Origin of the sequence: Serratia aquatilis, from assembly GCF_044865145.1 — a bacterium.
Taxonomy (GTDB): domain Bacteria; phylum Pseudomonadota; class Gammaproteobacteria; order Enterobacterales; family Enterobacteriaceae; genus Chania; species Chania aquatilis.
In genome coordinates, this window is the sequence record NZ_CP173186.1 from 1,861,044 (window position 1) to 1,874,894 (window position 13,851).

Consider the following 13,851-nt stretch of genomic DNA (forward strand, 5'->3'; position numbering starts at 1 on the left):
CCTTGCAATAAGGGCAATGTTGAAGGCTGTACAGGGGGATCGGGGAGGGGTAACGTAGCGCTTTGTTGGTGAGCATCCCAGCGCCAACAATTATTTATAGCGTTCAGGTTTAAATTTACTCAGTCAAATAGGTGCTATTATGAGCGGTAAATTTACCTGACAGCGTCGTTGATGCAAAAAAACAGCGTTTTCTTTACGTGAACTTTCAGGCAAAATGCGCGACCGCCCTAGAGACGGCCTTTATTGTTTTAAGTTCTTTGCTTTGAGAGTAATTCGGCGTTTCTGTATAGCGTTATTTTGTCAACAATAGCGGTGCAATATGCAAGTTTTGATTATGCGTCATGGAGAGGCGGCACTTGATGCAGCCAGCGATTCGGTAAGGCCCCTTACTGTTAGTGGCCGTGATGAGTCGCGCCGGATGGCAGCTTGGCTGAACAGCAAGTCAGTGGATATTGAACGGGTGCTTGTCAGCCCTTATTTACGGGCCGAGCAGACGCTGGAAACGGTACGTGAGGCATTAACGTTACCAGAAGGCCAAGAAGTGATGCCTGAACTGACGCCAGGCGGTGACGCCGGTCTGGTAAGTTGTTATCTGCTTGCGCTGGCCAAAGAGGGCGTGGGGGCAGTGTTGGTCGTTTCCCATCTGCCGCTGGTGGGCTACCTGGTAGCTGAATTGTGCCCGAGCGAATGCCCTCCAATGTTTGCTACCTCAGCCATTGCCTGCGTTGAATTGGATCCTGATGGCGACAGCGGTAAATTTGAATGGCAGATCGGTCCATCTCAGCTCGTTGCCAAAGTTTGATTACCGCTATACCCAAGGGCGATGCTAATCATCGCCCTTGCTCATTTTTACTCATCTACTCAGCCAGCTCAACCAACACCAATACCGCCGCATTCCCACCCCACTCTTTAGGTGCCTGATGGAACGCCAACACGTCCGGGTGTTGCGCCAGCCATAGCGGCGTCTGCTGTTTTAGAATGTGTTTGCCATGACCATGCATTACACAGGCGCAGTGAACGTGTTCGCGTTTGCAGGCGGCGATCAATGCCCCTAATTCCTGCTTGGCCTGTAACTGGGTCAACCCGTGTAGATCGAGGAACAGATCCGGAACGTAATCACCCCGGCGCAGTTTTTTCAATTCAAAGTGGCTAAAGCCGGGGCGTACATAGCGTGTAGGGCCTTCATCATCCAGTTGCGGCTGATATTCGTCAGAAAAATAAAAGCTGGCATCTACCTGCTCTTGCAGCAGACGTTGCGGTGCCATCTGCCTGGTTTTCATTTTAGGTTTTGCATGGACAATGGTGTCCTGCTGTAATTTTTTTGCCCCAGATACCGACTCTCTGAAGAGCTGTAATTCATCTTTGCTCAGAGGGTGCTTATTCTTCATTAAATTTTTCACCGAATATCAACTAGGCTGCGATTTTGTTCCTAAATATGTGTTTGTGCCGTCGGAACCTTAGGGTTTTACGAAAATACTTAACTGATTCGTAGGAGCTCGCTTAGTTTACCGCGTCAAGACTTTCTGTCGATGCAAAACTCAACTTCAATAACAACCAACGATGAGCAGGCTTTATCCGCGCTGCCGTGCAGGGGGTTAATCCATAAGTTGGCAACTTCACATAGCTGCTGATTTGTCGCGGGCTTCGTGGCAAACTATGCGGCTAAATCATGAATCATCGAGCTTGCCGGAGGGCAAATTGGACAAAATTTTCGTCGAAGAAGCAGTGGGTGAACTGCACACCATTCAAGATATGCTGCGCTGGGCCGTCAGCCGCTTCAATGCAGCCAATATCTATTATGGTCACGGAACCGATAATCCGTGGGACGAAGCTGTGCAATTGGTTCTGCCCAGCCTGTTCCTGCCGTTGGATATTCCTGAAGATATGCGTACCGCGCGTTTGACCTCCAGTGAGCGTCAACGCATCGTTGAGCGGGTGATCCGCCGTGTCAACGAGCGTATCCCGGTAGCTTACCTGACCAATAAGGCCTGGTTCTGCGATCTGGAGTTCTACGTTGATGAACGTGTGCTGGTACCGCGCTCACCGATTGGTGAACTGATTAACGACCGTTTCAGTGCTCTGCTTCCACGCCCGCCGCGCCATATCCTGGATATGTGTACCGGCAGCGGTTGTATAGCCATCGCCTGTGGTTACGCTTTCCCGGAAGCAGAAGTCGACGCTGTGGATATTTCTACCGATGTGCTGGCGGTGACCGAGCGTAATATCCAGGCGCATGGGGTTGAACATCAGGTGATCCCGATCCGCTCCGATCTGTTCCGTGACGTTCCCGCTATCCAGTATGATTTGATCGTCACCAATCCACCTTATGTGGACGCGGAAGACATGTCCGATCTGCCGCAAGAGTTCCGTTTTGAGCCGGAACTCGGTCTGGCTGCGGGCACCGATGGCCTGAAACTGGTTCGCCGCATTTTGGCCTGTGCACCAGACTTCCTGAGCGATGATGGCGTGCTGATTTGTGAGGTGGGCAACAGCATGGTTCATCTGATGGAGCAATACCCGGATATTCCTTTCACCTGGCTGGAGTTTGATAACGGCGGTGATGGCGTATTTATGCTCACCAAACAACAGCTGATTGACTGCAAAGATCACTTTAGTATCTACCGCAGCTAAACAATAACCTGAGCCCCGTTTGCAGGTTGAGCGGGAAAATAACCAACGATAAGGAGCCGTGATGGCAGGGAACAGTATTGGGCAGTTTTTCCGCGTCACCACATTTGGTGAATCTCACGGTGTGGCGCTGGGATGTATCGTAGACGGTGTGCCACCGGGTATCCCACTGACAGAAGACGATTTGCAGCAAGATCTTGATCGCCGTCGTCCAGGGACTTCACGCTATACCACCCAGCGGCGCGAGCCGGATCAGGTGCGTATTCTCTCCGGGGTGTTTGAAGGCGTGACGACCGGTACCAGCATCGGTTTGATTATCGAAAACACCGATCAGCGTTCTCAAGACTACGGTGCGATCAAAGATGTGTTTCGCCCCGGCCATGCTGATTACACCTACGAGCAGAAATTCGGCGTGCGAGATTACCGTGGTGGTGGGCGTTCCTCGGCGCGTGAAACCGCCATGCGTGTTGCTGCCGGGGCTATTGCCAAGAAATATCTGGCACAAAAATTTGGCGTTAAGGTACGCGGTTATCTTGCACAGATCGGCGACGTTTGCTGTGAGCTAAAAGATTGGGAACAGGTTGAACAGAACCCGTTTTTCTGCCCGGACCCGGATAAGCTCGAGGCGCTGGACGAACTGATGCGCGCTCTGAAGAAAGAGGGCGACTCCATTGGTGCCAAAGTCACCGTTATTGCCGAAAATGTTCCGGTGGGTCTTGGTGAGCCGGTTTTTGATCGTCTGGATGCCGATCTGGCGCACGCGTTGATGAGTATCAATGCGGTGAAGGGCGTAGAAATTGGCGATGGCTTTGCGGTTGTCACCAAACGCGGTAGCGAAAACCGTGACGAGATCACCCCTGAAGGCTTCCAGAGCAACCATGCTGGCGGCATTCTTGGTGGGATCAGCAGCGGGCAGCCGGTGATCGCCCACTTGGCACTGAAGCCTACCTCCAGCATTATGGTGCCGGGCCGGACGATTAATCGCCAAGGTGAAGCGGTAGAAATGGTCACTCGTGGCCGTCACGATCCCTGTGTGGGGATCCGCGCGGTGCCGATTGCCGAAGCGATGATGGCGATTGTGTTGATGGACCACCTATTGCGCCAGCGTGCACAAAATGGTGATGTAATTTCAGACGTTCCGCGCTGGTAATCACGATGAAGAATGGGATATTAGGCCTGATTGCCCTGATGGTATCAGGTTCGGTAATGGCATTGACGCCGTGGCAAAAAATCGATCACCCGGTCAGCGGTGCTCCACAGGCCGTTGGCGGTTTCGCTAATGGTTGTATCATTGGCGCACAGCCTTTGCCTTTGAATTCGCCTGATTATCAGGTGATGCGCACTGACCAGCGGCGTTACTTTGGTCACCCGGATCTGCTGGCATTCATCCAACGCCTGAGCAACAAGGCCAATCAGAAGGCCTTGGGTACCGTGCTGATCGGCGATATGGCGATGCCAGCTGGCGGGCGTTTCAGTAGCGGCCATGCCAGCCACCAATCCGGTTTGGATGTGGACATCTGGTTGCAGCTGCCGCGTCAGCGTTGGACTGCGCAGCAACTGCTTAAACCGCAGCCCATCGATCTGGTGTCTGCCAATGGTAAGCAGGTGGTTGACCGCCATTGGCAGCCGCAGATCGCGTCGTTGATCAAGATGGCGGCACAGGATAGCGAAGTTACGCGTATCTTCGTTAACCCTGCGATCAAATTGCGTTTATGCCAGGATGCCGGGGCAGACCGCGACTGGTTGCATAAGGTTCGTCCTTGGTTTGGTCACCGAGCGCACATGCACGTACGTTTGCGTTGTCCGGCAGGCAGCTTGGAATGTTTAGATCAGGATATACCGCCAGCCGGGGACGGCTGTGGCGCTGAACTGGCCAGTTGGTTCAAGCCTCACCAGCCCAATGCCAATCCGGTCAAGACGGAGCCACCACCGCTTCCACCAACCTGTCAGGCACTGTTGGACAACCACTTTAGCCGCCGCTGACTCCAGACTGGGTCCCTTAATTGAACAGGGTGCCGCCCAGCTTTTAGCCCTCACTCTTGAGGAGGGTTTTTCGGAGCAGGTGCGATTAAGGGACTTGGTCTGACGGATTTTTTCCGTTGTCCCAAACCACGGCGTTGGTGCCTACGGGCACAACTTGAGAGCCGCTGGGTGTGGCTTCACTCTTACAGGTAGGCGTTTTATGGATGGGCTGGTGTTCGGTCCTGAATTACTCGGGATACTGTTTTTTGTAGCAATGTTTGCCGGCTTTATTGATTCAATTGCCGGCGGTGGCGGGCTTTTGACCGTTCCGGCACTGTTGGCTGTCGGTGTCCCCCCCGCTCAGGCGTTGGCTACCAACAAATTGCAGTCTGTTGGCGGCTCGTTTTCAGCCAGTCTGTATTTTATCCGCCGTGGTGCCGTTGATCTTAATACTCAGAAACTGACAATTTTTCTCACGCTAGTGGGGTCGGTGATCGGTGCCATTTTGGTTCAGCACATGCGAGCCGATCTGCTACGCCAAATGTTGCCTCTGCTGGTGATTGGTATCGGCATCTATTTTCTGCTGACGCCGCGATTGGGGGTGAATGACCGTCAACGCCGATTGGGGGCTTTACCATTTGGGCTGGTTGCTGGCGGCTGTGTGGGTTTCTATGACGGCTTCTTCGGCCCTGGCGCAGGTTCCTTCTATGCGTTGGCTTATGTGACGCTGTGTGGCTTTAACCTTGCCAAAGCCACTGCTCATGCCAAGGTGCTGAACTTCACTTCCAATCTGGGCAGCCTGGTGCTGTTTATTATTGGTGGCAAAGTGATATGGACCATCGGTTTAGTGATGTTGGTGGGGCAGGTATTGGGTGCGCGTATGGGTGCCCATATGGTGTTGACGCGTGGGCAAAAGCTGATTCGGCCAATGATTGTGGTGGTTTCGCTGGTGATGAGCTGCAAGTTGCTCTATGACAATCACGGTACGGAAATCCAGCAGTGGTTGGCGCTGTACTTTTAATGTGTTTATACCCTTTATACTTCAAGTTGCTTGGGTGTTGGCTGCGCTTACTCACCCAGTCACATAGTGGGCTATGCTCCTGGCGACTCTCAGACTTGCTGCCTACATGCAACTCGAATTATTTAGAGTACAATACCCAGCTAAATTTTGTGGTTAATTGAGTTTTCTTTTATGTCTGACAGACACCAATATGCGGACCTGATTGAAGTTTTCAATCAGTGCTTCAGCGAAGATTACAATACTCGCCTGGTGAAAGGCGACGATGAACCCATCTATCTCCCTGCTGATGAGCAGTATCCGTATCACCGTATCGTCTTTGCGCACGGATACTACGCCAGTGGAATGCATGAAATTTCCCACTGGTGTATTGCCGGGGCTGAACGCCGCAAGCTGGTAGACTTTGGCTACTGGTATTGCCCGGACGGGCGTGATGCCCAGACGCAAAGTGAATTTGAAGTCGTCGAGATCAAACCACAGGCTTTGGAGTGGATGTTTTGCGTTGCCGCAGGTTTTCCGTTCAACGTGAGCTGTGACAATCTTAATGGCGATTGCGAGCCAGACCGTATCACTTTCCAGCGAAAAGTACGCTTGCGGGTATTGGAACTGCTGGAACAGGGAATACCCACACGGCCTGCCCGCTTTATTCGTGCGTTACAATCGTTTTACAATACTCCCCCGTTGGTGGCTGAACATTTTCCTTACCCGGAAGATCTCTAACCCCCAGTGTTTTTTTAACGAGGAAATTTGATGATCGCAGAATTCGAAGCGCGCATTTTAGCGCTGATTGATGACATGGTTGAGCACGCCAGCGATGATGAACTGTTTGCCGGTGGCTACCTGCGCGGTCATCTGACCCTGGCCGTGGCGGAATCGGAAGAGCAGGGTGATCATAGCGCCGAGCAGCTTAAAGCGCGTGTACTGAGCAGCTTGGATAAGGCCATCAAGGCGGGTGAACTTTCCCCCCCGGACCAGGTACTAGTGCAGGGAATGTGGGAAACCCTTTACCAAGCAGCGTTACCCTCAGCTTAATCTATTTTGTTAGGGCCAGTTCGCTGGCCCAACTTGCAAATGCAATCAGACTTCCCGCCCTTTCAATAGCTTCCTGACCCACATGCGGTTGGGGTTTAACGCCGCCAGCATCTCGCTATTCCCTGGCAAAGGTTCGCCAAACAGCTGCGCCGCCAGTATTTCTGCAGACAAAGGCGCTGAACATAAACCGCGCGAACCCAACGCACCAATCATAAATAGATCAGGATATAGCGGTGCGTCGGCAACCTGCTGCCCGCGTTGGCGCTGCTGCTGTAAATCCCTGTATTGATTCAGTGTGGCTGGATAGTCAGGTACTGCGCCAACCATTGGCATATGATCCCGCGCAGCGCTGCGCACGCCGCAGCGAGCCTGATGCCCACTGATATCCACTTGTTGTGGCCAGCTCTGTTCTGGCAGGCAGCGTAGCAGGCGCTGACGATTTTCCTGCTGCTCAGCTTCACGGTATTCCATCCCTGTTTCCCCCCGCTGGTAGCTGGCACCGATGCAATGTTGCTGATTTTGCGGATTGACGGGCGTCAGATAGCCGTCGTAGCACAAGACCTGTTTTAACTCACTTAATGCTGGTGAGGTAGGAATATGGGAAACCTGACCACGTACGGCATACATCGGCAAAGCGGCACTTTGTGCCAATGTGGTTAATTGGTGCCCATTAGCCAGGATCACCGTTGCATGACTGCGGGTTTGCCCTGAGGAGAAATGGAGTTGCCAGTTTTCTTCGCTGCGGTTCAGGCTTTCAAGCGCATGATTAAAATGGCAGATTAGCCTCTGCCGCTCGGCGAGGGCAAGCGCGGCTTTGGTCAGCTCTGCCGGGCACAACCAACCGCCTTGTGGATATTGAATACCGCCAAACCCGCTATCAACGCCGCACATGGCGCTAAGCGTGTTGCGGTCGGCGGGGTGCACCAGTAATTCTGGCCAAGGGCTAGCCAGTATTTTGGCAATTTTCCCGGCACTCTTCTCATCGTAGGCCAATTGACTGACGCCACACCATTGATGATCAAACTCAACCCCCTGTTTGAGCAGCGAATCGTACAGACGGCGGGCGAAGGGGAACGCGGCTGTGAAGAAGCTTTCCAACGCATCGCCACGGCCATTCAGCAGCGGGTAAAGAGCACCCTGGCGATTGCCGGATGCGCCCTCCGCAGATTGGGGATCGGCACAGTACAAAGTGACTCTGGCACCACGACGCAATAAGGCCAAGGCGGTGAGTGCACTGGCGATGCCGCCGCCGATAATGGCGATATCATCGGTGTTGCCAGCTGCCGGGCGCAAAAACCACGGCGCTTTATGGCTGGCTTTCTGGGCATTGGCAGGCAGTGTCCCGGTGAGCATTTCGCGTTTCTGGCCAAATCCCTTGCGTCTGACCACCTCAAAACCGGCTTGCTGTAAGCCACGGCGAACAAAGCCCGCCGCAGTGAAAGTAGCGAAACTCCCTTCGGGATGGGCAAAGCGCGCCATGGCAGTAAACAACGATTCTGTCCACATATCAGGATTTTTTGACGGTGCGAATCCATCAAGAAACCAGGCGTCAACCTGACCATCCATACTGGCGTCAAAATCGGGCAATAAGGTATTAACGTCACCGAACCACAGATCGAGGGTGATACGCCCTTGCGCCAGCAGCAGGCGATGGCAACCCGGTAGCGGTAACGGCCACTGTGCACGGAGCTGATCAGCGAAAGGGGCTAACTCAGGCCACTGGGCATGAGCCGCCGCCAGATCGGCCAGCTGTAAAGGGAATTTTTCGAAGCTAATAAAATGCAGACGTTGCAAGCAGGCCGCCGGGGTTTCCTGGCTGAAGCGGTCAAAGGCTTGCCATAGAGTAAGAAAATTTAAGCCGGTGCCAAAACCGGTTTCTGCCACAATAAATAGTGGGCGCAGATGTTCACGGAAACGCTCCGGTAACCGGTTGCCAGCAAGAAATACATAACGGGTTTCTTCCAGCCCATCCTGATTAGAAAAATAGACGTCATCAAACTGTTTAGAAACAGGTGTACCCTGTTCATTCCAACTTAATGCTGCGGTTTGGATGGGGGCGTTGCTCACAGTGTATTGCTCATAACTCAAGGGGTAATGGGATTTTAACGGTGGGCACTCCGGGGTGCAAACAGGATGAAGATAATCTGGAATTACTCTGATCGGACTTGTTCGGCGTACATCTGTACGCTAAAGTGCGTTGCAAAATCCCGAATGTAAATTGTGGAAGAGGTACTTGAATGAAACGTGCAGTGATTACTGGCTTGGGAATCGTCTCCAGCATTGGTAACAACCAGCAGGAGGTTCTGGCAAGCCTGCAAGAAGGTCGCTCTGGGATCACCTTCTCTCAGGAGCTAAAAGATTCCGGCATGCGTAGTCACGTGTGGGGAGATGTTAAACTGGACACTACCGGTCTGATCGACCGTAAAGTGATGCGCTTTATGAGCGATGCGTCCGTTTATGCTTATCTTTCCATGGAACAGGCAATTCAAGATTCTGGTCTGCAACCGGATCAGGTTTCCAATGATCGCACCGGTCTGGTAGTGGGGTCTGGTGGCGGTTCTCCGCGCAATCAGGTTGCGGGTTCAGATGGTATGCGTGCCAAGGGCCTGCGTGGCGTTGGTCCGTACATGGTTACCAAGGCGATGGCTTCCGGGGTTTCTGCCTGTCTGGCAACCCCATTCAAAATCCGTGGTGTGAACTACTCTATCAGCTCAGCCTGCGCAACGTCCGCTCACTGCATCGGCCATGCTATGGAACTGATCCAACTGGGTAAACAGGATGTGGTTTTTGCCGGTGGTGGTGAAGAGCTGTGCTGGGAAATGGCCTGTGAATTTGATGCCATGGGCGCACTTTCTACCAACTACAATGACACGCCTGAAAAAGCATCACGCACCTATGACGCTGCACGTGACGGTTTTGTTATCGCGGGCGGCGGCGGTATGGTCGTTGTTGAAGAATTGGAACACGCTTTGGCGCGCGGTGCGCACATTTATGCGGAAATCATCGGCTACGGAGCAACCTCTGACGGTGCCGACATGGTTGCACCGTCTGGTGAAGGCGCTGTACGTTGCATGAAAATGGCATTGCAGACCGTAGATACCCCTATCGACTACATGAACGTACACGGGACTTCTACGCCGGTAGGCGACGTGAAGGAACTGGGTGCCATCCGCGAAGTTTTCGGTGACAACACCCCGGCAATTTCCTCTACCAAAGCAATGACCGGGCACTCTCTGGGTGCTGCTGGCGTGCAGGAAGCGATCTACAGCCTGTTGATGGTAGAGCACGGCTTTATTGCCCCGAGCATCAACATCGAAAATCTCGATGAAAAAGCGGCGGGTATGAATATCATCACCGAGCCAACCAAGCGTGAATTGACTACCGTAATGTCGAACAGCTTTGGTTTTGGTGGGACTAACGCCACTCTGGTAATGCGTAAACTGCAAAAATAAGCATCGGAAACTCAAATTTCTGGTAAACGGGCACAATTACATGTGCCCGTTTTCTATTGTGCCGACAATTTTCGTGTCATGCAGGCCGCCAGATAAAACTTACTGTACCAAAAACGCTTTGAACTGTGGCGTCATCACCGCACTAAACCCATCATCGGTTTTGGTGATCAGATAGACTGCCAGCCCTTTCTCTTCCGCCAGCTTCAGGGCTTTTTCTGTGCCCAAGACCATTAATCCGGTATCCCAGCCGTCGGCTTCGAGCGCGGTGGGCGCAATGACCGTGGCTGAAACCAGTTTATGGGTGATTGGCCAGCCGGTAACAGGGTCGATCACATGGGAATAGCGCTGCCCATCCTTTTCGAAATAGTTACGATAACTTCCTGCGGTGCTGATGCCATAACCTTGCAAATCAACCAATGCCTGTACGGCATTTTCCCTGTCGGTCGGTTTTTGAATAGCGACACGCCAAGGTTTGTTCTGCCCATTCACCCCGCGTGAAGAAACAGCGCCGCCGACTGAAACCAGGTAGTTGGTAATGCCCTTGCGTGCCATCAGCTTGACTAACAGATCCACACCATAGCCTTCGCCGAGCGTAGAGAGATCGACATACATCCCCGGGAGATCTTTTTGTAACCATTCGCCCTGGTAGTCGCTGAGCAATTTCAGATGCTGCAGGCCAGTACGGCTGCGTGCATCGTCGATCTGTTGTTGGCTCGGTATTTTAGCCGCATGTTTATCCGGGCCGAATCCCCATAGATTAACCAGCGGACCCACGGTAATATCCATTGCCCCGTCGGTATCGCGGCCAATCCGTTGGGCCGTCAGGATGATGTCTGCCATACCGCGTGGAATGGGTTGTGGGTCTTTACTGGCGTTCTGGTTGAAACGGGAAAGCAGTGAGTTGGGGCGATAAGTCGAGATATCGTCATTCGCCTGTTCCAGCAAGGCTTCAATCTCCTGCTGTAGTTGCTGTTTACTTTGTGAGATAGCACCACTGACCTTCACGCTGTAGAAGGTGCCCATGGTTTTGCCTTCAATATCGATTTGTGTGCGGGGTTCAGGTTGATTGCAGGCGGTTAGTAGAAAAAGTGCTGTAATTAATAGCAGACTTTTAGCAATAGAGTGAGTCATTGAAAACACCTTAAAAACAAACAATGGCGCTACAAATAGAGCAAAGCTCGGCAAATGAAAAGGGGAAATCGGTAATAAATGCTTTTTTTCTGGCGTAATTTGAACGCTTCAGCTAACGTCATCAGACAGCATTGCCAGAGTCATTAAGTTGTCATCAGGCTTGGAAAGTGAGAGTTATAACATGAGTTCAAATGCTGTTCTTGGTCTATTGAGGCCATTTATGCTTGACCGTTTTCTGCACATGCTAGTGCTAGCGGGCATGCTACTTTTTGCTATGGCTCCGCAGCCGTTAGCGGTGCTTTGCGACTTTGTCGACTGGCGAACAATTGTCACTCTGCTTGGGTTAATGCTGTTAACCAAAGGGGTGGAAATCAGTGGTTATTTTGATTTTATTGGTCGCCAGATCATTAACACTTTGCGCAGTGAACGCTGGTTGGCGATGTTTCTGGTGTTTTCCGCTGCATTACTCTCTTCTTTTCTCACCAACGATGTAGCGCTTTTTATTGTTATTCCTCTCACCCTGACACTGAGAAAACTTTCCTCTCTGCCCGTTGGCCGGTTGATTATTTTCCAGGCACTGGCGGTCAACGCCGGATCGTTACTGACACCGATAGGCAATCCACAAAATATACTGTTGTGGAGCAAGTCATCACTGACATTTATGGAGTTTGTGGGGCTGATGGCTCCTTTCAGCCTGGTGATGATGCTGAGCCTGCTGGTTTTAACCTGGTTTAGTTTTTCGGCAAGAAGCATCAGTAAAACGCCTAACACCCAGGTTTATCCCTACCAGACGCGTCTATTGATGAGCTGCGTGGCTTTGTATGTGGTCTTTCTGGTCTGCCTAAACTTTGATGTGCCGTTCTACGGTATGCTGGTGGTATTTCTCTGTTTTCTGATAATGGCTCGCAAGGTGTTGTTACAGATAGACTGGAGCCTGATCTTTGTATTTATCGCCATGTTTATCGATATTGGCTTACTCACTCAGTTACCCGCCGTGCAGCCATTATTGACGAGAATTGCCTCTTTGCCTGATAGCAGTGTCTACATGTTGGGGATCGGTTTGTCTCAGGTGATCAGTAATGTTCCAGCCACTATATTGCTATTGAGTTACGTGCCTTCCAGCGTATTGGTCGCCTATGCGGTCAATGCCGGAGGATTCGGTTTGGCGATAGGCTCACTGGCTAATCTGATTGCCTTGCGAATGGCTGGAGAACGCATGATTTGGCTAAAGTTCCACTACTATTCTCTGCCGTTTCTCGCCTGGGCAACATTGGTCGGCTGGGGAATGTTGCTGTAAAAACGTTGTTCTGCCACGGTTAGATTGCTTTGTTGCTGCGGCACTTCGGCTGCAGCAACAAATGAAAAGGCAGTGTTAACCGCGTGCGGCAAGCAAGCAGATACTGCGAGTCACCTGATAAGACTTCACAAATGAATCGACCGGCAGGAATTCGAAGCGCGAGTGGAAATTGTGTGCGCCGGTAAAGTAATTTGGCGTAATCAAGCCACGGCTGGAGAGGGCTGCCCCGTCGGTACCGCCACGCATTGGGATCACTTTCGGGGTAATGCCATGAGCGGCAAGCGCACCGAAGATCAGTTCAATGGCACGTTTGTCTTCACCGATTGAGTTGCTGATATTGCTGTAAATATCCTGCACAGTGCAACTTACTTTGGCTCGTGGGTAGTTTGCCGCAACCTGTTGTACCACTTCCTGCAGGCGCGCTTTGCGATTATTGAAAGCGGCCAGATCGAAATCCCTGATCGACACCTTAAGCGTTGCGTTATTGGCATTGGCGACCATGTCATTGAACCAGAAATAGCCTTCACGCCCTTCGGTATGTTCTGGAGTATCCTGAACGTCGAACTGGTTGATAATATCGGTAGCGATGCGAATAGGGTTGATCAGCACATTTTTGGCTGACATGGGGTGTGCGGTTACGCCTTCGATCAGTATCTCTGCCCCGGCAGCGTTGAAGTTCTCATACACCACTTCGCCGAGTTCACAGCAGTCGATGGTATAAGCGAAGTCCACGTCAAAACGTGCCAGATCCAATGCCTTGGCACCACGCAGACCCACCTCTTCATCCGGTACAAATGCTACGACAATATCACCATGGCGATCGGTGGCGCTCAGGTTGGCCAGCATGGTCATTACTACGGTTACGGCAGCTTTGTTGTCTGCGCCAAGTACGCTAGTGCCATCGCTGAAGATAATATCCTGGTTCATGTAGGCCAGGATTTCTGGGTGCTCGGCGGTGCGTAACCAGATATCTTGTTCGGCATTCAGACACAGATCCTCGCCGCTGAAGCGCAGGCATTGCGGGTGGATCTCGGCAGACAGGCCAACGTCAACGGTATCAATATGGGTAATAAAGCCTATGCGCGGCGCGCCGGGCTGGTTACCCGGTTTACGGGCGGTGACCGTAGCATGCTCGTCGACTTGCACATTTTCCAGCCCAAGCTGGCGCAGCTCGGCGGCTAACAGCTGTGCCATCTCATGCTGACCTGCCGTAGTGGGGAGCGTAGTGGCTGCGGCGTCACTTTGGCTGGTAACGGCCAGATAACGGAAAAAGCGTTCGGTAAGCTGTTCGGTAATGCTGCTGCTCATCAGTGTTCCTTATAGTGGATTTA

General features: G+C 52.2%; 13 protein-coding genes. 9 read left to right on the plus strand and 4 right to left on the minus strand.

Features of this window, described 5'->3' with window-relative positions; all coding sequences use genetic code 11:
* The first annotated feature begins 319 nt into the window (after window positions 1-319).
* Window positions 320-802 (plus strand): phosphohistidine phosphatase SixA, encoded by a 483-nt coding sequence (sixA, locus tag SAQUA_RS08350; protein WP_380672503.1) that lies wholly within the window; start codon window positions 320-322, stop codon window positions 800-802.
* Window positions 803-857: 55 nt separating this feature from the next.
* On the opposite strand, the gene smrB is transcribed toward sixA, so the two are convergent.
* Window positions 858-1,388, minus strand: a complete 531-nt coding sequence (gene smrB, locus SAQUA_RS08355; RefSeq protein WP_380672505.1) for an endonuclease SmrB — start codon at window positions 1,386-1,388, stop codon at window positions 858-860.
* 310 nt (window positions 1,389-1,698) lie between these two features.
* Between smrB and prmB the strand changes: the two genes are divergently transcribed.
* The 6 genes from prmB (at window position 1,699) to SAQUA_RS08385 (ending at window position 6,640) form a co-directional block, all read left to right on the plus strand.
* The gene (gene prmB / locus SAQUA_RS08360; RefSeq protein ID WP_380672507.1) at window positions 1,699-2,631 is read left to right on the plus strand and encodes a 50S ribosomal protein L3 N(5)-glutamine methyltransferase; all 933 of its coding nucleotides are present in this window, start codon (window positions 1,699-1,701) and stop codon (window positions 2,629-2,631) included.
* A gap of 61 nt (window positions 2,632-2,692) precedes the next feature.
* Window positions 2,693-3,778: a chorismate synthase gene (gene aroC / locus SAQUA_RS08365; protein WP_380672509.1), complete on the plus strand. Its 1,086-nt coding sequence runs from the start codon at window positions 2,693-2,695 to the stop codon at window positions 3,776-3,778.
* A 5-nt stretch (window positions 3,779-3,783) separates the two neighbouring features.
* Window positions 3,784-4,611: a penicillin-insensitive murein endopeptidase gene (gene mepA, locus SAQUA_RS08370; protein ID WP_380672511.1), complete on the plus strand. Its 828-nt coding sequence runs from the start codon at window positions 3,784-3,786 to the stop codon at window positions 4,609-4,611.
* A gap of 199 nt (window positions 4,612-4,810) precedes the next feature.
* Window positions 4,811-5,611, plus strand: a complete 801-nt coding sequence (locus SAQUA_RS08375; RefSeq protein ID WP_380672513.1) for a sulfite exporter TauE/SafE family protein — start codon at window positions 4,811-4,813, stop codon at window positions 5,609-5,611.
* A 171-nt stretch (window positions 5,612-5,782) separates the two neighbouring features.
* A complete protein-coding gene (locus tag SAQUA_RS08380) occupies window positions 5,783-6,328 on the plus strand; it encodes an elongation factor P hydroxylase (protein WP_380672515.1) in 546 nt (181 codons plus the stop codon).
* 30 nt (window positions 6,329-6,358) lie between these two features.
* The gene (locus SAQUA_RS08385; RefSeq protein ID WP_380672517.1) at window positions 6,359-6,640 is read left to right on the plus strand and encodes a YfcL family protein; all 282 of its coding nucleotides are present in this window, start codon (window positions 6,359-6,361) and stop codon (window positions 6,638-6,640) included.
* 45 nt (window positions 6,641-6,685) lie between these two features.
* Here the strand turns inward: SAQUA_RS08385 and mnmC are convergent, their stop codons facing one another.
* Window positions 6,686-8,707: a bifunctional tRNA (5-methylaminomethyl-2-thiouridine)(34)-methyltransferase MnmD/FAD-dependent 5-carboxymethylaminomethyl-2-thiouridine(34) oxidoreductase MnmC gene (mnmC, locus tag SAQUA_RS08390; RefSeq protein WP_380672519.1), complete on the minus strand. Its 2,022-nt coding sequence runs from the start codon at window positions 8,705-8,707 to the stop codon at window positions 6,686-6,688.
* 170 nt (window positions 8,708-8,877) lie between these two features.
* On the opposite strand from mnmC, the gene fabB reads away from it, so the two are divergent.
* Window positions 8,878-10,092, plus strand: coding sequence for a beta-ketoacyl-ACP synthase I (gene fabB / locus SAQUA_RS08395; RefSeq protein WP_380672521.1), 1,215 nt, complete (start codon window positions 8,878-8,880; stop codon window positions 10,090-10,092).
* A gap of 99 nt (window positions 10,093-10,191) precedes the next feature.
* Here fabB and apbE read toward each other — a convergent pair whose 3' ends face one another.
* The gene (apbE, locus tag SAQUA_RS08400) at window positions 10,192-11,223 is read right to left on the minus strand and encodes an FAD:protein FMN transferase ApbE (RefSeq protein WP_380672523.1); all 1,032 of its coding nucleotides are present in this window, start codon (window positions 11,221-11,223) and stop codon (window positions 10,192-10,194) included.
* Between the two features lie 181 nt (window positions 11,224-11,404).
* Between apbE and SAQUA_RS08405 the strand changes: the two genes are divergently transcribed.
* On the plus strand, window positions 11,405-12,520 hold the full coding sequence (locus SAQUA_RS08405; protein WP_380672525.1) for an SLC13 family permease: 1,116 nt from the start codon (window positions 11,405-11,407) through the stop codon (window positions 12,518-12,520).
* Between the two features lie 75 nt (window positions 12,521-12,595).
* On the opposite strand, the gene pepT is transcribed toward SAQUA_RS08405, so the two are convergent.
* Complete coding sequence (gene pepT / locus SAQUA_RS08410) at window positions 12,596-13,828, minus strand: peptidase T (protein ID WP_380672527.1); 1,233 nt, start codon at window positions 13,826-13,828, stop codon at window positions 12,596-12,598.
* Between the last annotated feature and the right edge of the window lie 23 nt (window positions 13,829-13,851).

Coding starts and splice junctions, on each gene's coding strand:
- sixA (WP_380672503.1), top strand. CDS start 320: ATGCAAGTTTTGATTATGCGTCATGGAGAGGCGGCACTTGATGCAGCC.
- smrB (WP_380672505.1), bottom strand. CDS start 1,388: ATGAAGAATAAGCACCCTCTGAGCAAAGATGAATTACAGCTCTTCAGA.
- aroC (WP_380672509.1), top strand. CDS start 2,693: ATGGCAGGGAACAGTATTGGGCAGTTTTTCCGCGTCACCACATTTGGT.
- mepA (WP_380672511.1), top strand. CDS start 3,784: ATGAAGAATGGGATATTAGGCCTGATTGCCCTGATGGTATCAGGTTCG.
- SAQUA_RS08375 (WP_380672513.1), top strand. CDS start 4,811: ATGGATGGGCTGGTGTTCGGTCCTGAATTACTCGGGATACTGTTTTTT.
- SAQUA_RS08380 (WP_380672515.1), top strand. CDS start 5,783: ATGTCTGACAGACACCAATATGCGGACCTGATTGAAGTTTTCAATCAG.
- SAQUA_RS08385 (WP_380672517.1), top strand. CDS start 6,359: ATGATCGCAGAATTCGAAGCGCGCATTTTAGCGCTGATTGATGACATG.
- fabB (WP_380672521.1), top strand. CDS start 8,878: ATGAAACGTGCAGTGATTACTGGCTTGGGAATCGTCTCCAGCATTGGT.
- apbE (WP_380672523.1), bottom strand. CDS start 11,223: ATGACTCACTCTATTGCTAAAAGTCTGCTATTAATTACAGCACTTTTT.
- SAQUA_RS08405 (WP_380672525.1), top strand. CDS start 11,405: ATGAGTTCAAATGCTGTTCTTGGTCTATTGAGGCCATTTATGCTTGAC.
- pepT (WP_380672527.1), bottom strand. CDS start 13,828: ATGAGCAGCAGCATTACCGAACAGCTTACCGAACGCTTTTTCCGTTAT.